The organism is Glaciihabitans sp. dw_435, from assembly GCF_018449675.1.
In the GTDB taxonomy this organism is placed as follows: Bacteria; Actinomycetota; Actinomycetes; order Actinomycetales; family Microbacteriaceae; genus Glaciihabitans.
In genome coordinates, this window is the sequence record NZ_JAAVUZ010000008.1 from 69,614 (window position 1) to 87,702 (window position 18,089).

Annotated in this window: 12 protein-coding genes; 10 read left to right on the plus strand and 2 right to left on the minus strand. The window is 66.6% G+C overall.

Translation table 11 applies throughout. The features are described from left to right. Entirely contained in the window at positions 1-1,380 is a 1,380-nt protein-coding gene (locus tag HB677_RS11880) for a branched-chain amino acid ABC transporter permease (RefSeq protein WP_307852583.1), read from the minus strand. 222 nt (positions 1,381-1,602) lie between these two features. Here HB677_RS11880 and guaB point away from each other — a divergent pair, with 222 nt between their 5' ends. Beyond that, on the plus strand, positions 1,603-3,105 hold the full coding sequence (gene guaB / locus HB677_RS11885; protein ID WP_213815922.1) for an IMP dehydrogenase: 1,503 nt from the start codon (positions 1,603-1,605) through the stop codon (positions 3,103-3,105). Positions 3,106-3,425: 320 nt separating this feature from the next. Continuing rightward, a complete protein-coding gene (locus HB677_RS11890; RefSeq protein ID WP_213815923.1) occupies positions 3,426-4,364 on the plus strand; it encodes a hypothetical protein in 939 nt (312 codons plus the stop codon). Between the two features lie 133 nt (positions 4,365-4,497). Here the strand turns inward: HB677_RS11890 and HB677_RS11895 are convergent, their stop codons facing one another. Next, positions 4,498-5,679, minus strand: a complete 1,182-nt coding sequence (locus tag HB677_RS11895; protein WP_213815924.1) for a MalY/PatB family protein — start codon at positions 5,677-5,679, stop codon at positions 4,498-4,500. A 97-nt stretch (positions 5,680-5,776) separates the two neighbouring features. On the opposite strand from HB677_RS11895, the gene HB677_RS11900 reads away from it, so the two are divergent. The 8 genes from HB677_RS11900 (at position 5,777) to HB677_RS11935 (ending at position 18,038) form a co-directional block, all read left to right on the plus strand. Beyond that, positions 5,777-6,898 carry a GuaB3 family IMP dehydrogenase-related protein gene (locus HB677_RS11900; protein ID WP_213815925.1) on the plus strand — a complete coding sequence of 374 codons (1,122 nt, stop codon included), beginning with the start codon at positions 5,777-5,779 and terminating at the stop codon, positions 6,896-6,898. A gap of 26 nt (positions 6,899-6,924) precedes the next feature. Next, positions 6,925-8,655, plus strand: a complete 1,731-nt coding sequence (locus tag HB677_RS11905) for a glycerol-3-phosphate dehydrogenase/oxidase (protein WP_213815926.1) — start codon at positions 6,925-6,927, stop codon at positions 8,653-8,655. 143 nt (positions 8,656-8,798) lie between these two features. Next, complete coding sequence (locus HB677_RS11910) at positions 8,799-9,329, plus strand: cation:proton antiporter regulatory subunit (protein WP_213815927.1); 531 nt, start codon at positions 8,799-8,801, stop codon at positions 9,327-9,329. Positions 9,330-9,331: 2 nt separating this feature from the next. Beyond that, the gene (locus HB677_RS11915) at positions 9,332-10,747 is read left to right on the plus strand and encodes a cation:proton antiporter (RefSeq protein WP_213815928.1); all 1,416 of its coding nucleotides are present in this window, start codon (positions 9,332-9,334) and stop codon (positions 10,745-10,747) included. Positions 10,748-10,791: 44 nt separating this feature from the next. Continuing rightward, entirely contained in the window at positions 10,792-11,586 is a 795-nt protein-coding gene (locus tag HB677_RS11920; protein WP_255546563.1) for an SURF1 family cytochrome oxidase biogenesis protein, read from the plus strand. A gap of 58 nt (positions 11,587-11,644) precedes the next feature. Further along, the gene (locus HB677_RS18860) at positions 11,645-13,954 is read left to right on the plus strand and encodes a hypothetical protein (protein ID WP_213815930.1); all 2,310 of its coding nucleotides are present in this window, start codon (positions 11,645-11,647) and stop codon (positions 13,952-13,954) included. Further along, positions 13,945-15,792, plus strand: coding sequence for a polysaccharide pyruvyl transferase family protein (locus tag HB677_RS11930; protein ID WP_213815931.1), 1,848 nt, complete (start codon positions 13,945-13,947; stop codon positions 15,790-15,792). The genes HB677_RS18860 and HB677_RS11930 overlap by 10 nt, the downstream gene beginning before the upstream one ends. After that, a complete protein-coding gene (locus HB677_RS11935) occupies positions 15,789-18,038 on the plus strand; it encodes a glycosyltransferase (RefSeq protein ID WP_213815932.1) in 2,250 nt (749 codons plus the stop codon). Before HB677_RS11930 ends, HB677_RS11935 begins: the two co-directional genes overlap by 4 nt. The last annotated feature ends 51 nt before the right edge of the window (positions 18,039-18,089 follow it).

Below are 18,089 nucleotides of genomic sequence, written 5' to 3' on the forward strand. Positions count from 1 at the left end.
CTAACCGATTCTGCTCTTGCGACCGAGGATGCCCTGTGGTCTGAAGATCAGGATGATGATCATGACAAGGAGGGCCGCGACGAACTTCATGTTCGACGGGATGAAAATCGTCGACAGGTCAACGAGCAGACCAATGACGAGCGATCCGATGAGGGCACCGAACGTCGTGCCGAGACCACCGAGTGTCACCGCGGCGAAGATGAGCAGCAGGATGCTGGCGCCCGTCTCCCAGTTGACCGGCTGGTAGTACCCGATCAGCGCACCGGCAAGCCCGGCGAGTGCACCACCGGCGACCCAGACGATGCGGATGACCTGTTCGACGTTGATTCCCGATGCCGCGGCGAGCGAGCGGTTGTCGGCAACGGCGCGCGTTGCCTTTCCGATGCGCGTGCGGACGAGAAGGAAGGCCACGAGGAGCAGTACGAGGATGCAGATGATCGGGCTCGAGACATCCGTCGATCGCAAACTCACCGGACCCAGCTTCAGGAACGCGCTGCTGTCGTTCGGGGTGACCAGCAGGCCCGGTCCGAAGATGAACTGGTACAGGTAGCGCAGGGCCAGCGAGAGGCCGATGCTCACGATCATGAGCGGGATCAGGGCGACGCCGCGCTTGCGCAGCGGTTTCCAGAGGCCGAGATCCTGCACGTAGCCGAAGGCGCCACCGGCAAGCAGTGCGGCGATGATGCCGACCCAGCCCGGGAGGTGTGCGACGCCGGAGACCATGTAGCCAACGAGTCCACCGAAGGTCACAAGCTCGCCGTGGGCGAAGTTGTTGAGGCCGGTGGTGCCGTAGATCAGCGAGACGCCGATGGCGGCGAGCGCCAGCAGCAGACCGAAGATGAGGCCGGTGGCGACGCGGGGAAGGATGATCTCCGCGAGGGTGGGCCCGCCGTCGCTGTTGCTCGACTGGCCGGGGGAGTTGGTATCACCCGGGGTCGGCGTCGCGGCGACGTTGCTGAGGATGAAGTAGGCAGGCACTGCCTTGTTGTCGGCGCTCACCGCTACAACACGTGGGTTGACGCCCTTGAGGGCACCCTGTGCTGCGGGGATCGTTGCGACGTCCACCTCGACGGTGTAGCTGCCGGGGTTGGCGATCCCGACGAGCGCGTGCCCGTCGTCCCCGGTCGTCACGGTCTGGGAGAAGCCGCCGGGGCCGGTGACTGTCGCACCAATTCCAGCAACGTTGCTGCGATCTGCCTGTTGGCGGATCCAGATGTCGATGCTCTGTGGTGCGTCGGCGGGGCTCACCGCCGCTGCCGAGAGAGTTCCCGGGGTCGCGGACGCTGCTGACGCGCCCCCGATTACGAGAGCGCCTAAAACGAATCCGAACAGCGCGAGAAGCGCTGTCGCCCGTCGTGGTTTGTACCTGAGTGCCTTCACTATGGCAAACCTCCATGCCTGGACGAGTCACGGCGGGTGAGTTGCCTGGTCGTCGGTGATCACGCTACTAACCGTTTGTTGCCCTTTTGTTTCAGGAAAGACACCAAATGGTCTCGCTATTATGCGGGGCGGAATAGGTGGGCGTCGAATTGGTTAATATGTACTACCGGGATTCGACGCTGCATCCGGGCTCGATCTCGACGTATTTATCTAAGGGAAGTTATGGAACAGCCTGACCCGTTTGGCTTCATCGGACTCACGTATGACGACGTCATGCTGCTTCCGGGACACACCGATGTCATTCCCAGCGAGGCTGATACCTCGTCACGGTTGACCCGACGGATTACCGTCGCCTCCCCGTTGCTGTCCGCCGCGATGGACACGGTTACCGAGGCACGAATGGCAATCGCCATGGCCCGTAACGGCGGTATTGGCATCCTTCACCGCAATCTTTCGATCGAAGATCAGGCCGCACAGGTCGACAAGGTCAAGCGCTCGGAGTCGGGCATGATCACCAACCCCGTGACCACCACCCCCGACGCGACCGTTGCAGAGGTGGACGCCCTGTGCGGACAGTTCCGCGTTTCCGGCCTGCCCGTCATTGAAGCGGATGGCACGCTGGTCGGCATCATCACGAACCGTGACATGCGCTTCGTCTCCGACTTTGAGAAGAACACGCTGCTCGTGCGCGACGTCATGACGACGGACGGGCTGATCACTGCCCCCGTCGGCGTCAGCCCCGACGCGGCGATCGCGATCTTCGCGCAGCACAAGATCGAGAAGCTCCCCCTGGTGGACGAGAACGGGATTCTCCGCGGCCTCATCACCGTCAAGGACTTCGACAAGAGCGAGAAGTACCCCAACGCAACCAAGGACAGCGAGGGTCGCCTGCGTGTGGGCGCCGCGCTCGGATTCTTCGGAGACGCGTGGGACCGCGCCGTTGCCCTCAACGAGGCCGGCGTCGACGTACTCGTTGTCGACACCGCCAACGGTGACTCCGCCGGCGTGATCGACATCATCAAGCGTCTGAAGGCCGACCCCAGCTTCGACCACATCGACATCATCGGTGGCAACGTCGCGACGCGCTCCGGCGCGCAGGCGCTCATCGACGCAGGAGTCGACGCCGTCAAGGTCGGCGTCGGACCCGGATCGATCTGCACCACCCGCGTTGTTGCCGGAGTCGGCGTTCCGCAGGTGACCGCGGTCTACGAGGCATCCCTCGCCGCGCGCGAGCACGGCATCCCCGTGATCGCCGATGGTGGCCTGCAGTACTCCGGTGACATCGCGAAGGCACTCGTTGCCGGCGCGGACACCGTGATGCTGGGCTCCCTGCTCGCTGGCTGCGACGAGAGCCCCGGGGACCTCGTGTTCCTCAACGGCAAGCAGTTCAAGGCCTACCGCGGAATGGGTTCGCTCGGCGCACTCCAGACCCGTGGACAGAAGACCTCGTACTCGCGTGACCGCTACTTCCAGGCCGACGTCCCCAGCGATGAGGCACTGATCGCCGAGGGCATCGAGGGACAGGTTCCCTACCGCGGCCCGCTCGCGTCGGTCGCCTACCAGCTGCTCGGAGGACTGCGCCAGTCGATGTTCTACACCGGCGCGCGCACCATCGCGGAGCTCAAGCAGAAGGGCAAGTTCGTGCGCATCACGGCTGCCGGACTGAAGGAATCCCACCCGCACGACATTCAGATGGTCGTCGAGGCACCGAACTACCGCCGCTAACCAGCAGCGCTGCTCGTCTTTTCCGTTTGGCGGGAGAACGCGCAGGTTTTGGCGGGAAAAGCTGACAAGCGGCGGGAGCTATAGCTCCCGCCGCTTGCTTTTTTCTCCCGCCGCCCTGCTGGGCGGCGCCTGCAGGCGTAGTCCAGGCGCTGTAGCGGCGTGCCGGCGGCTCGTGGCCCGCTTCCTCGCTGCCCGCGCATCCGCAAGTCGCGGGCGCATTGTCTCCGGTAGCCGGGTCGTCCCGCCGTTCACAGGTGGGATCTCTCCACAGCCGTCGAATGTGCCAGCTCGCGAGGCATCCGTTCGCCCACTCTGGTCCTATGGACGATGCAGTCGATCACGGACTTATCTACGCGAGGAACCTCACGCGACTTATCGACGACCCACGCTCCCTCCGGCGGGATGTCGAACGCGGGCGCCTGGTACGCCTGAGGCGTGGGGTCTACGTGCCGCGCGAGCGGTGGGCGGCTTCCACATCGCGGGAGCAGCACATCATGCGTATTCACGCCGTCATCGCGTCGGCCGAGCGGCCGGTGCTGGTCGCCGGGCCGTCTGCGGCGGCGCTGTGGGGGATGCCGATAGCTGGAGCGTGGCCTCGGGATGTCACGGTGCTGGACCAATGGCGAGGAGGCGGCCGATCCGAACCGGGCGTTCGCCGGGTCACCTCCGGCCACGCCACCGCCGCGAGTGTGACTATCGGCGGCGTGGCTGCGACATCCCTTCCGCGGACTGCCCTGGACGTCGCGCGCCGCAAATCACTGGTGGACGCAATCGGTTCGGTTGACTGGGCGCTCTGGCGTAACAATCCTCACGCCGTCGATCGGGCCGACCTTCTGGAAGAGTGCGCCCGCGTGAGCGTGCACGCCGGACGTCGCGCGCTCGAATCAGTGGTGGCCTTCGCGACTCACCTTTCCGATTCGTTTGGGGAGTCTGCCAGTCGGGCGGCGATGCACGGGCTGGGATTCCAGATTCCGGAACTACAGGTCGTCTTTCGCGATGCGGAGGGCAAGATCATCCTCGACTACTACTGGCGGGGTGTGAACGTCGGGGGCGAGTTCGACGGCAAGGTCAAGTTCACGCGGAATGAGTTCACCGGGGGCGATCCGGGAGAGGTCGCGTGGCGGGAGAAAAAGCGGGAGGACCGGGTGCGACGCCAAGTGGCAGGGGTGGTGAGGATCCTCGACCACGATGTGCGCAATCCCCATCGGCTTGAGGCGCTGTTGCGGGAAGCGGGCATCCCGCGGGTTGACGGCAGGTAGACGGTCGTCGCAGCCGACCCGGATGGAGAAACTGGCAAGCGGCGGGAGACGTAACTCCCGCCGCTTGCTACGTTCCCCCGCCGAAACCTGCGTTTTCCCCCGCCGTGCGGAAATGCGGCAATTCGGGAGCGATCTACACCCGCACGGTCGTGGGGTTCCGCGCGTGCGTCGCGGCGACACCCGCCAGGCGGTCGATGGCCTCGGTGAGCACCTCGGGCGCGCAGGCGAAATTCAGCCGCACGAAGCCGCGACCCTGGGTGCCGAACGCCGGTCCCGGCATCAGGGCAACCCGTGCCGACTCGAGCGCTACGACGCTGGGGTCATCGCCCCAGCCGAGGGCGGAAAAGTCGAGCCAGGCGAGATAGCCGGCCTGCGGTTCGCGGTAGACCACGCCGGGTAGGCGATCGGCGAGCAGCGCGCGCAACAGGTCGCGATTGGACTCGAGCGCCGCGAGAACACCATCGAGCCACGGGCCGCCCTCGTCGTACGCCGCGACGCTGCCGTGCAGACCGAGAATGCTGGTGCGGAACCCGACCTCCTCCGACATCCCGTCGAGCACGTCACGGCCCCTGTCGCTGCCGGCGACCATGATCGCGCACTTCACGCCGGCGAGGTTCCACGCCTTGCTCGCCGAAGTGACGGTGATTCCCTGCTCCCGCGCGGCGTCCGACACGGCGAGGAACGGCGTAAACGTCACGCCTCCGTGCAGCAGCGGCGCGTGGATTTCGTCGCTCACCACGGTGACGTCGTACCGGGCCGCCAGTTCTGCGACGCGTTCGAGCGTGGAGAAATGGTGCACCAGACCCAGGGGGTTGTGCGGGCTGCACAGCAGCAGCGCCCGGGCGCCAGCAGCGAACGCCCGCTCCAGGCCATCGAGATCGAGAGAATACGACTGGCCGTCGTCGGTCAGGGGCACCTCGACGAGCGTCCCGCCCGCCTCACCGACCATCTCGAAGAAGGGAGGGTAAACCGGTGGCGTGATGACGACGCCGTCGCCGGGGCGGATGACCCGTCGCAGCGTCTCCACGATCGCGACACTCACATCGGTGGTGGTGCGAACCATCCCGGGGTCGACCGTCCAGCCCCACACGCGGGAGGCGTAGCTGGCAAACGCGGGGGCGAGCGGTCCCGGGTTGAGCACGTACCCCGTGTCGCTGACGCTGATGCGCCCGATCATGGCCGCGGCGACCGGCGGCGCGAGGGGATAGTCCATCTCGGCGACGAACAGCGGCAGCACATCGGGCGGGTAAGCAACCCATTTCTCGCTCGTTCGTGCGCGCAACAGGGCCAGGGGATCAGCGTGCACTTCAGGCATGAAACCAGAATGCCCGAGCAGCCCGGGTCAGCGCGACTTCCACGTGCGACCACAACCCCCGGGGGACTCAACCCGTGCCCAACGGTAGGCTGGTGCGGTGAGTGACATCGAGATCGGCCGTGCCAAGCGCGCCCGCCGCGCATACGCCTTTGACGACATAGCTATCGTGCCGAGCAGGCGCACGCGTGACCCACGGGACGTATCCGTCAGCTGGACCATCGACGCGTACACCTTCGAGATCCCCGTGATCGCCGCCCCCATGGACTCCGTGGTGAGCCCGGCAACCGCCATCGCAATGGGCAAGTTCGGCGGCCTCGGAGTGCTCGACCTCGAGGGCGTGTGGACGCGCTACGAGAACCCCGAGCCCCTGCTGCTCGAAATCCAGGGCCTCACGCCCGCCGAGGCCACCCGCCGCATGCAGGAGATCTACTCCGAGCCGATCAAGCCCGAGCTCATCACCGCCCGCCTCGCCGAGATTCGCGCGGCCGGCGTGCCCGTTGCCGGCGCCCTCAGCCCGCAGCGTACGCAGGAGTTCTACCAGACCGTCGTCGACGCCGGCGTGGACATGTTCGTGATCCGCGGCACCACCGTGAGCGCCGAGCACGTCTCCAAAAGCACCGAGCCCCTCAACCTCAAGAAGTTCATCTACGAACTCGACGTTCCCGTCATCGTCGGAGGCGCCGCCACCTACACGGCCGCCCTCCACCTCATGCGTACAGGCGCGGCCGGCGTGCTCGTGGGCTTCGGCGGCGGCGCTGCCTCCACCACCCGTGCAACGCTCGGCATCCATGCGCCGATGGCGACAGCGGTGTCGGATGTCGCGGCCGCACGTCGCGACTACATGGACGAGTCCGGCGGGCGGTACGTACACGTCATCGCCGACGGCGGCCTCGGAACCAGCGGTGACATCGTCAAGGCGATCTCCATGGGAGCGGACGCCGTGATGCTGGGAAGCACCCTCGCCCGCGCCACGGATGCGCCCGGTGGCGGATGGCACTGGGGCACAGAGGCCCACCACGGCGAGCTGCCCCGCGGACACCGTGTCGAGGTCGGCACGCTCGCACCGCTCGAGCAGATCCTCAACGGACCGTCCACGTCACCCGACGGCCGGGTCAACATCATCGGCGCTTTGCGCCGCTCGATGGCGACGACCGGCTACTCGGACCTCAAGGAGTTCCAGCGCGTCGAAGTAGTTGTCGCGCCGTATCACCAGGGGTAGCTTGGAGAGCCAAGGAGGCTCTTCCAATGACGCAGACCAACTCGGTAACCCGTTCCTCTAAGCTCGGCCCCGAGGAGCGTGCGGCGGCCATTACGGCGCTTCGCGACAAGGAGTTGGACATCCTCGTGGTCGGCGGCGGCATCGTCGGAACAGGCGCCGCGTTGGATGCCGTCACCCGGGGGCTCAGCGTCGGCATGGTCGAGGCCCGGGACTGGGCAAGTGGTACTTCGAGTCGCTCGTCGAAGCTCGTGCACGGAGGCATCCGCTACCTGGAGCAATTGGACTTCCGTCTCGTTCGCGAGGCACTCATCGAGCGCGGCCTGCTGCTGCAGCGCATCGCGCCCCATCTGGTCAAGCCGGTCAAGTTTCTCTACCCGCTGACCAAGGGCTTCATCGAGCGCTGCTACATCGGCGCCGGCATGATGCTCTACGACATCTTCAGCTACACGGGCGGCCGCCCTCCGGGGGTGCCGCACCACCGTCACATGACCAAGGGCCAGATCCAGCGCGCGATCCCGAGCCTCGCCAACGATGCCTTCACCGGGGGAATCGCCTACTACGACGCCCAGGTTGACGACGCCCGCTACGTGGCGAGCCTCGCGCGAACTGCCTCGTTCTACGGAGCGCACGTCGCGAGCCGGGTGCGCGTGGAGGGCTTCCTCAAGGTCGGCCAGCGCGTGGTGGGCGTCCACGCCCTCGACGTGGAGACCGGCGAACGGTTCGACATTCGCGCGCGCCAGGTGGTCAATGCCACGGGTGTGTGGACGGATGACACGCAGGCAATGGTCGGCGAACGCGGACAGTTCAAGGTGCGGGCGTCCAAGGGCGTACACCTCGTGGTGCCGCGCGACCGGTTCCAGTCGAAGATCGGCCTGCTGCTGCGCACCGAGAAGAGCGTGCTGTTCGTCATTCCCTGGGGACGGCACTGGCTGATCGGCACGACCGACACCGACTGGCACCTCGACAAGGCACACCCGGCCGCGACCGCCGCCGACATCGACTACATCCTCGAGCACGTGAACCAGGTGCTCGCGGTGCCGCTCACGCGGGACGACGTCGAGGGCGTCTACGCGGGACTGCGGCCCCTTCTCGCCGGGGAATCCGACCAGACGTCGAAGCTGAGCCGCGAGCACATCGTCGCGCACAGCGTTCCCGGCCTCGTGGTCGTCGCCGGCGGCAAGTGGACGACCTACCGCATCATGGCAAAGGACGCCGTCGACGAGGCGGCCGCGGCGCTGGATGGCAAGGTTCCCGACAGCGTCACCCAAGACATCTCGCTGCTCGGCGCCGAGGGCTACCAGGCCGCGTGGAACAAGCGCGGCAAGATCGCCCGGGCGTTCGGGCTGCACCGCGTGCGGGTCGAGCACTTCCTCAACAGGTACGGCGTGCTCACCGACGAACTGCTTGACCTCATCAAGTCCCGTCCCGAGCTGGCCGAGCCGCTTCCGGGAGCCGACGACTACGTGGGTGCCGAGGTCGTGTATGCCGCCACCCACGAAGGCGCGCTGCACCTGGAGGACGTGCTCGCACGTCGCACGCGCGTGAGTATCGAGGCGTGGGACCGCGGCGTCTCTGCGGCTCCCGTCGCTGCGGCCCTCATGGGGGAGGCCCTCGGCTGGGACGAGGAACGGATTCAGAACGAGGTCAACAATTACCTCAAGCGCGTTGCGGCCGAACGGGCCAGCCAGGAAGAGCCCGACGACGCATCCGCCGACCGGGTTCGGCTCGAAGCGCCCGACATCGTTGCCGCGAGCTGAGTTCCGCCCGTAGCAGTTGGCCCCGAGCGAACACCGGGAGCCCGCCGAGAGCTCTCCGGTAGACTTGAGTCTGCGGTGAACAAGCCGTACGCCGCGTAGCGACGGGCAAGTCTCGCGCGGCACACCACTGAAGGAGTTCGCTCATGGTTGATGTCCGACGGGTAAAGCTACCCGGTGTCGGGGTGCTGCACACCTTCGTCACCGACGATGGCGGCAAGCTCGGTGTAATCACCCACCGCTCGGGTCACAGCGACCTGATCGCGTTCGCCGACGCCGAAGACCACTCGGACAACGCCAAGGTGTCGCTGCGACTCGACGAAGACGAAGCGCACACCCTCGCCGAACTCCTGGGCGGAACCCGTATCACCGAGTCGCTCTCGAGCCTCGACCAGATACCAGGACTCTCAATCGACTGGTTCACCGTCGATTACGAAGACCACATTGCAGGACAGCCGCTCGGTGACCTCGCCACCCGTGGCGTCGTCGGCCTCACGGTCGTTGCAGTCGTCCGCGGGGACTCCGCGAACCCCGCACCCGCCGACGACTTCAAGGTCTACCCCGGTGACACGCTCGTCGTGGCCGGGTCTCCCGAAAAGGTAGCGAAGGCTTTCAACTTCTATCGCACGGGCGAGACGAAGCCGAAGTCGTCCGTTGACGCGCCACCCGGAGGCTAACCGTGCATCTGGGTGGTGAACTCCTCACGCTGGGCATCCTGTTCGTGCTCGCCTACGGCCTCGGCCGTCTTGGCAAGCTCATCGGATTGCCCGCCATCCCGATCTACATGTTGGTCGGCCTCGTGGCCAGCCCGCATTCCAACTGGTTTGGACTGCTGAATTTCGAGCAACACTACGTCGAACTGATCGCGGTCTTTGGGCTCATCCTGCTTCTCTTCAACCTCGGGTTGGAGTTCGACCAGGACGAGTTCTTCGGCAACGTTGGAAAACTGCTGATCTCGGGTGGCACATACATCCTCTTCAACATGGCGGCCGGACTCGCGTTCGGTTTCATGGTCGGCTGGGGCAGCCGCGAGGCTCTCGTGATCGCGGGTATCACCGCGACATCCTCGAGCGCCATCGTGACGAAACTCCTCATCGAGCTCAATCGCCTCGCCAACCGCGAAACCCCGATGATCCTGGGTGTCACGGTGGTCGAGGACATCTTCATCGCGATCTACCTGGCGATCGTCTCCGTCGTGCTCAGCGGCGAGACCGCCGTCTGGCCGGTGGTCGGCAAGCTCGGTATTGCGTTCCTCTTCCTCATCGTGATGTTCACCATCGCGCGCTGGGGAGGCAAATACGTCTCCAAGCTGTTCCGCACCAAGGACGACGAACTCTTCACCATCCTGTTCTTCGGCCTCGCGGTCGCCTTCGGTGGCATCGGTGAGCTCCTCGGGGTCACCGACGCGATCGGCGCGTTCCTGATCGGGCTCGTGCTCGGCGCCACCAAGTACCGGGCGCGCATCGAACACCTGTCTCTGCCCATGCGGGATGTCTTCGGCGCCTTCTTCTTCCTGAACTTCGGCCTCGGGCTCGACACCTCCACATTCGGCACGGTGCTGCTGCCCGTCGGCGGCGCAATCCTCATGACGCTCGTGCTCAACATCATCGCCGGGCAGTTCGTATCGTGGCTCAACAAGCTGGGGCCGCAGGCGGGTATCAACACGGCGTTCATCCTGCAGAACCGCGGGGAGTTCGCGCTGATCCTCGCGACCCTGTCGCTTGCGGCAACGCCTGCCCTTGACGAGCGCATCACGCCGTTCGCCGGTCTCTATGTGCTCGTCATGTCGATCATCGGCCCGATCCTCGCGGTGAACTCCGAGAAGATCGGATCGGTGGTGCTCGGCACCAAGCGCAAGCGCGTCAAGCAGAAGGAACGCGACCGCATGCAGGCCGAGGCCATCGCCCTTGTCGAGGCGGCCGAGAACGACGAGTTCCCCGAGTTCGATGAAGCGGATGGCTCGGAGTTCGGCACCGTCCACGGACCCGACGACGACGTCCTCGTGCACGGCGACGACACCGTCGAACGTCTCATTCAGCAAGCCATGGAACAATCGGACGAGCAAAGCGAACGCAAGCTGGATCCGGAGTACTAAACGTGTGGAGTGTTGCCCGACGTCCGCGCTGGATAGGCGCCCTGTTGCTTGCCCTCGCGGTTGCGGCAGGCTTCGCCGCGCTCAGCCAGTGGCAGCTCGCCCGAAGCGTTCACCAGAGCACCGACCAGCCCGCTTCTGAGGTCGCGGTCGCGCTCGACACCATCGCGGACCCACAGTCCCCCGTGACATCCACCGCCGCCTACCGCATCGTCACCTTCCAGGGCACCAACGTTCCCGGCGACGCGAGTGTCGTGAGCGGCCGCCTCAACGGTGGCGTGTCCGGGTACTGGGTGCTGAACCACGTCGTGGTGGAGAACGGCGCAAGCATCGCGATCGCCACCGGCTGGACGCAGTCGAAGAAGGACGCGGATGCCGCGGCCGCCGGCGACATCGGAATCACCGCCCTCAGCACGTACGAGGGTCGCTACCAGCCGACCGAATCACCCCAGGAGTCCCACTTCGAGCAGGGGGAGCGCGACACCGTCTCGGTCTCCGCTCTCATCAACGAGTGGAAGACTCCGCCCACCAGCGTGTACGGCGGCTACGTCGTGCTCTCGAAGGCGCCCACGGGTCTCACCACCATCGATTCCCCGAAGCCGTCCGACGAGGTGACGGTCAACTGGCTCAACATCTTCTACGCCGTGGAGTGGGTCGTGTTCGCCGGCTTCGCCGTCTTCCTCTGGTACCGCCTCGTGCGCGACGCCTGGGAGCGCGAGCAGGAAGAGGCCGCCGAGGCCGAGGCCGCGACCGCGCTGACCGGCGCCGAACAGGGCGCCCCCGACATCGAAACACCGCAGAAAACACCCGCCGAACCGGCCGATAGCGATGCGCGGGTATAGCAATAGCCGCTGGGTAGACTGAATCGTCCCGCGCCCGCTGGGGCCACGAGAGGTTGTAGTGACAGATCCTGATCGCGTGGTGAAGGTCGGCACCATCATCGCGTCCAACTACGCTGCCCAGGCCAGCGTCCTCCATGGATCCTTTGTCGCCGTGCACCCCGAGATCGAATTCGTCACCCTCATCGTCGACGGCGACGATGCCGTGCGCGACATTCCCAACGTCGGCCGCGTCATGACGCTCGGCGAACTGGACATTGCTCCCGCCGACCTCCACGCGATGATGGCGATGTACGACGTGCTCGAGTTCGCGACAGCGCTCAAGCCGTTCCTGCTGCAGCGCCTGCTCGCCGAGGGCGTCGACGCTGCCATGTATCTCGATCCCGACATCTTTGTCTATGAGCGCCTCGACGACCTGTTCGACTCCGCCATCGAGTACGGCGTGTGCATGACTCCCCACACGACCGCCCCGTTCCCGAACGACGGCAAGATCATCACCGAACAGATGCTCATGTGGGCCGGTATGTATAACCTCGGATTCATCGCTGTCTCGCAGGCGGGCAAACCGATCGCCGACTGGTGGGCGTCGAAGCTCATGCGCTACGGCATCTCCGACCCGCGCAACGCCCTGTTCGCCGACCAGCGCTGGATGGACTGGGTGCCCTCGCTGTCGACGGTGCACCTCGAGCGCAATCCCGGCTACAACGTCGCCCACTGGAACATCCATGAGCGTCCCCTGACGAAGACGGCGACGGGATGGCTCGCCCGCGGCGAAACCCTCAGGTTCCTGCATTTCAGCGGCTACGACCCCGAGCTGCCGTGGCTCTTCTCGAAGCACACCTCCGGTGACCCCCGCGTGATCCTCAGTGAGAGCCCCGAACTGCGGGAACTCTCGGACGCGTACGGCGAGCTGCTGCGCGAAGCGGGACATCCCGTCAGTCGTCGCGCGCCGTACAGCTGGAACCAGCTGCCGACCGGGGTGCGCCTGCACGCCGCCATCCGCCGCTTCTACCGCGACGTTCTCATCGGTGACATCACGGGTGCAACCATGCCGCCCGACCCGTTTGCCCACCCGCGGCAGTTCGAACGGTGGTTACACCTGCGCCAGTTCGGCACGAAGGTAGACCCGCTCAGCGGGTTCGAGTACGCCTTCTGGGCGGTCCGTGGCGACCTGCGAAAGGTCTTCCCCGACCCGACCGGGCACGATGCGCGCGCGTACCTGGCATGGTTCGCGGCCGACGGCTCCGCCGCCGACTGGATGGCATCCCTCGGGCTCGCCACCACCATCGTTTCGCCTCCCGTGCCCAACGCCCAGTCGGACGGCCTTGGCTGGGTGGTCATGAGCGGCGACCCTGCCGGAAGTGACGACCGGCGCCTCGCCGATGCCCTCGTGGACACGCTTGCCGCCGCCGGCGTGACGACCCGTCTGGTCGATGCCGCACAGATCGGACCGGGCGACGAGCTCGTTACCTCCGCGCCCATCGTGGCCTCCACCGCCGTCTTCGTGGTGTCGCCGTCGCAGGTCAGCGACAACGGGCTGCGCTTTCCGCTGCCGGACGGCATCCGCACGGTCGCCCTCGTGGTCTGCGACCCTCGCCTTCTCTCCTACCCCATCGGCGTCGCTCTCAGCGCGAGCGCCGAGATCTGGGCCCCGACGGCGGCAATCGCCGACTCGCTCATCGAGCTCGGCTACCAGAACGTCAGGCGAATCCTGCTGCCGGCGGCGCCCGCCAACCCGGGCCACGGGTTCATCACGCGTGAGTCGCTCGGGCTACCCGCTGCGGGCTTCCTCTTCCTGACCGAACCGCAGCCGACGCCGCACGACCCGGGCGGCGCCATCACCACGGTCGTCGATGCGTACTGTGAGGCCGTCGAACCCGGCTCGGGCACGAGCCTCGTCGTCGTCACGGCGCCCCTGCGCACGGCGGAAATCGAGTGGCTGCGCACGCGAGCGCGGACCCGCCCCGACGTGATCCTGATCCCCAGCTTTGACGACGACACCGTCGATGCGCTCCGCGACTTCGCCGACTGCTGGGTGTCGCTGGACGCCCCGGGCCGCTTCACCCTCGCCGTCGCCGATGTCATCGCGCTCTCGACCCCGGTCATCGTGGCCGAGGGTTCCCAGAGCGCCGAGTACGTCGTTCCCACGGGCAGCGACCTCATTCCGGCCGTCGCAGGATCGGGTGCGGCCGACCCCGCCTACGCCGTCCGTGCGATGCGGGCAATGGTCGCGTATCCGTCCCGCGGCGCGAGGCTCGCGGCCACGGCGTCGCGGTCCCTCGCGCACTCCCATTCTCTGCAGGCAGCGGCCGCTGCGCTGACACACATCTTTACCCCCGTATCTACCCAGGAGGAGCCTCCGTGCGACTAGTACTCATCGGAGACGTTGGCGCAGACGTCGACTTTCACATTGGTGACGAAGCCATGCTCGAGAGCGCGCTGGTGGAACTGCGGGCGCGTGTCGAGGCGAGCTACACCGTCGTTTCCGCGAGCCCCGGCGCCACCGCCGCGCGATACGGCGTCGACGCCGTGCTGCGGATCGGATTTGACCCCTCGATCGCGGGCAGTCGAGCGGCACGCGACATCCGCCTCGCCAACGTCCTTGCCGCCGCACAGGGCGAGACCGCGCGTCTTGCCGCGGATGACCGGGCCTGGGCCGTCATCGACACCGTCGCCGACAGCGACGCCGTGATCATCGCCGGCGGCGGAACCCTGGCGACCAAGCACAGCCAGCACATCTACGAGCGCGCTGCCCTCGCTGGCATCGCCCGCATCTACGACAAGCCGCTCGTGCTCACGGGGCAGTCGTTCGGGCCGTCCCTCGTCACACGCGACGCCGAGCTTGTCGCGCAGATACTCGGGGGTGCGACCCTCGTCGGCGTGCGTGAAGAGTTCTCGGCGCAGACAGCGCGTGACCTCGGGGCATCGGCATCCACTCTCGCGCACACCGTCGACGACGCGAGCTTCCTTGAGGGCAGCGACACCGTCGCGGTGCTCCCATCGCTGGAGCTGACGGCCGGGCAGTACAGCGTGGTCAGCTTCCCCGACTACGCCGGGGTCGATACTGTCGAGACCCTCGGCCGCGAACTCGACGCGCTGATCGCCCACGTGCGCAGCATCACCGGGCTGCCGGTCGTGCTCGTTCCCCACCAGGGGTCGCTGGGCGGCGGGGGATCAACCCACGATGACGCCATGATTGCGCGCCTCGCGCGCACGCCCGGCGTCGTTGTCGCACCGGTGTTGCCGGTGCGGGACGTGGTGACCCTCACCGCGTCGGCCGCACTGTCGGTCTCCAGCCGATACCACTCGACGGTGTTCGCGCTCGCCGCGGGCGTGCCCACGGTCGGCGTCTGGTTTGGGCTGCACACCCGCAGGAAGATCGTCGGATCGCTCACCAACTTCGGCGTCGAGGCCTGGGCGGTGCCGTCCAGCCTGCTGCACACCGACCTCGCCGACCGGCTTGTCGAGGAAACCTGGGATCGCCGTGCGGACATCACCGCCCACCTGATCGAGGTGGCCGCCGTGCGCAAGACCGAATCCGCCCTTTGGTGGGATGCCGTCGCCTCAACCCTGACCACCGGAACGGCTCCCGCGCTCGCCCCGCGCAGCGCCTCCGCGACGCTCGCCGTGAGCCCCGTCCTCGCGGAGGAGATCACCGACCTCAGCGGATGGACGTCCCTCGTGCTCGAGGCCAACGTCGAGTTGACCGCATCACTGGGTGAGGCAACCGACGAGGTAGCTGTTCTGGCCGAAACGGCAACGGCCCTCGAGGCCGAGGTCGCGTCGCTGCAGACGAGCATCGAGGTAGCCGAGGGCGGCGTGCTCGTCGCGCCGGAACTCGCGTCCCTGCAGGCCGAGAACCAGGCGCTCAACTGGCAGATCGAAGCGCTCGAACAGCGGATGTGGGAACGGGAGCGTCTGCTCGCCGCCCGCGCCCGGGAAGCCGTCGCCCTGCGTCGGGGTGTCGGCGTGGCGAAGGCGGAGACCGAGAAGGTCCGTCGCGAGGTCACGAGTGCCCGCACCGAACTGAAGACCGCCCGCGTCGAGAGTGACGTCGCCCGCCGCCAGGTGAGCAACGCCAACCTCATGGCCGCACAGGCACGCGGTCAGGTCAGCGAGCTGCTCGGCAGCACCTCGTGGAAGCTGAGCATGCCGCTGCGATTCATGCGTCGACCCGGCCCTTACCTGCGAAAGCTGCTCGGACGATGAGCGGCACAGCACCCAAGGACACCGTGGCCAGTGCTCCCGTCGAGCGTCGCGGCATCTGCGTGATCGGTCGCACCGGCTTCCAGTCCGGCATCGGCACCGTCACCGCTGCCGCGGCCGAATTGTTGTCGCGTCGATACGACGTCTCGATTTACGAGCCGCGCGCTCCCGCCGCCGATGGGGGATCCGCAGTCGAGCTGCCCTCCGGCCGTGTGGTGCCGCTTGTCTCCCGCCCGGATGACTTCGCCGTATACTTCTTTACCGACGTGCTCTGGAACGGCTTTTCCGACACCAACTACCAGTCGGTGCCGGAGGGTGGATTCCGTATCGCGCATATGGCGTACGACTCGGACATACTCCCCGAGGAATGGGTGCGGATCCTCAACGAGCGGTTCGACCTCGCACTGTTCTCCAGCGAATACCTGCTGGGTGTCGCCGCCGCGTCCGGCGTCACGATCCCGACTGCCTTCCTTCCCATCGGTCTCGACCTGGAACCGATGCTCGCACGTCGCTACCGGGCGCCCATGCCGAACGTGACGCGTTTCGGCACGATCTCGGCCTTCCACACACGCAAGGGACTGGACCTGCTCGTCGAGGCCTTCCTGCGTGAGTTCGGCGGCGACCCGTCGGCGGAACTCGTCATCCACTCGAACCTCGCGTTCGGTGACGTCTACGCGCGGGTGAAGTCGCTCATGGTGAGCGCCGGCGCCACCAACGTGCACGTGCAGAACAGCGACCTGAGCGTCGAGGCGAAGAACGATCTCATCGACAGCTTCGACGTGTACGTCAACGTCTCCGTGGGCGAGGGGTACTCCATCGGGCCACGCGAGGCACTCGCGCTCGGCAAGTCACTCGTGCTCAGCAACATCGCCGCCCACGAAGACATGCAGGGCCTTCCTGGTGTCTTCGCGATCGAGCCCATCGGCTACCAGCCGGCGGTCTATCCCGAGATCGAGAACCGCATCATGGGGCGGCAGTCGCTGCTCGATGTTGCCAGCATCCAAAAGTCGCTGCGCCTGGCCAAGGGCTTCGCGTCCTCCCCGGAGATCGCGACGACCTCCGCGGTGCGCCGCCGCCGCGCGGGAGCCTTCAGCTTCACCACCCTCGAGTCCGAGTACGCCGCCTTTGTGGATCCCGACAGTGCCTGGGCAGCCAAGCTCGCGGCTGCGTCGCACACTGAGGAAGTGGATGTCGCGACATCCACTCTCACCGACGATCTTGTCGACCCGATCGCAGCCACCGCCGCGGTTCCCCGCGCGCGTGCCTTCGCCGGCCGCCACGGCACCAAGCTCGGCGCCCGCAAGATCGTGGTTCCCGCGCACGACGGCGGGTTCTTCTCGGTGTTCAACACCTACTTCACCCACCTGGTGTGGGGAACGATCGACAACGAGGCAGCCCTCGTGCTGCCCGACTGGCGTGCCGAGGGTGTCATCGAGCGCGCGAAGGGCGAGCCCGTCGTCAGCTATTGCTACGGCAAGCCGTACGACGGCAACGTCTGGCTGAAGATGTTCGAGCCCGTGTTCGACCTGTCGGCCGACGAGCTCAACGACCCGGAACGGCTCTACGCCGGCGCCGAGTTGCCGGAGCCGCCCTTCAACCACGTGCGCGAGCCGAACCTCACCTACGTGAACGCGCACAACCTCTACACGGCGCACGATTTCTACCGGTTCCGCAAGCAGTACAACACCGTGCTCGACCGCCACGTTCGGCTCGTGCCCGAGTACCGCTCGGAGATCGACACCTTCGTGAACGACCAGATCAGCGGTCGGTTCACCATCGGCGTGCACGTCAAACACCCCAGCCACGCGGTCGAGCAGGTCGGCGGCGCGATGGCCGACCGCTTCGCCTACGTGACGCGTGTGCGCGATGAGCTCGCCCGGCGCGGCATCAACCCGTCCGACGAGGGGTGGGCAGTCTTCGTCGCCACCGACCAGGAGCGCGTGACGCAGCTCTTCCACGAGGAGTTCGGCAACCACGTCGTCGCGTTCAACGACGTGGTGCGGTCGTCGAGCGAGACCGATGACGAGTTCGACCTGCTCTCGGACGACGAGAAACTGCAGGACGGCCACCAGCTGCAGCACCAGATGGCCGCGAACACCAAGAACTGGTCGCACCGGCTCGCCTGGGAGGTGTGGCGGGATGCGGAAGCCCTCGCAGCCTCGGACGTGGTCATCCACGCCGTGAGCAATGTGGCGACAGCGGTGGCGTACATGAACCCGAATAACGAGATGCGGTACTTCGCCGGTTGAGGCCGGGAGCCCGCACACCGTGCGGGTTCCATCAGCTTCGCCGAACTAAAC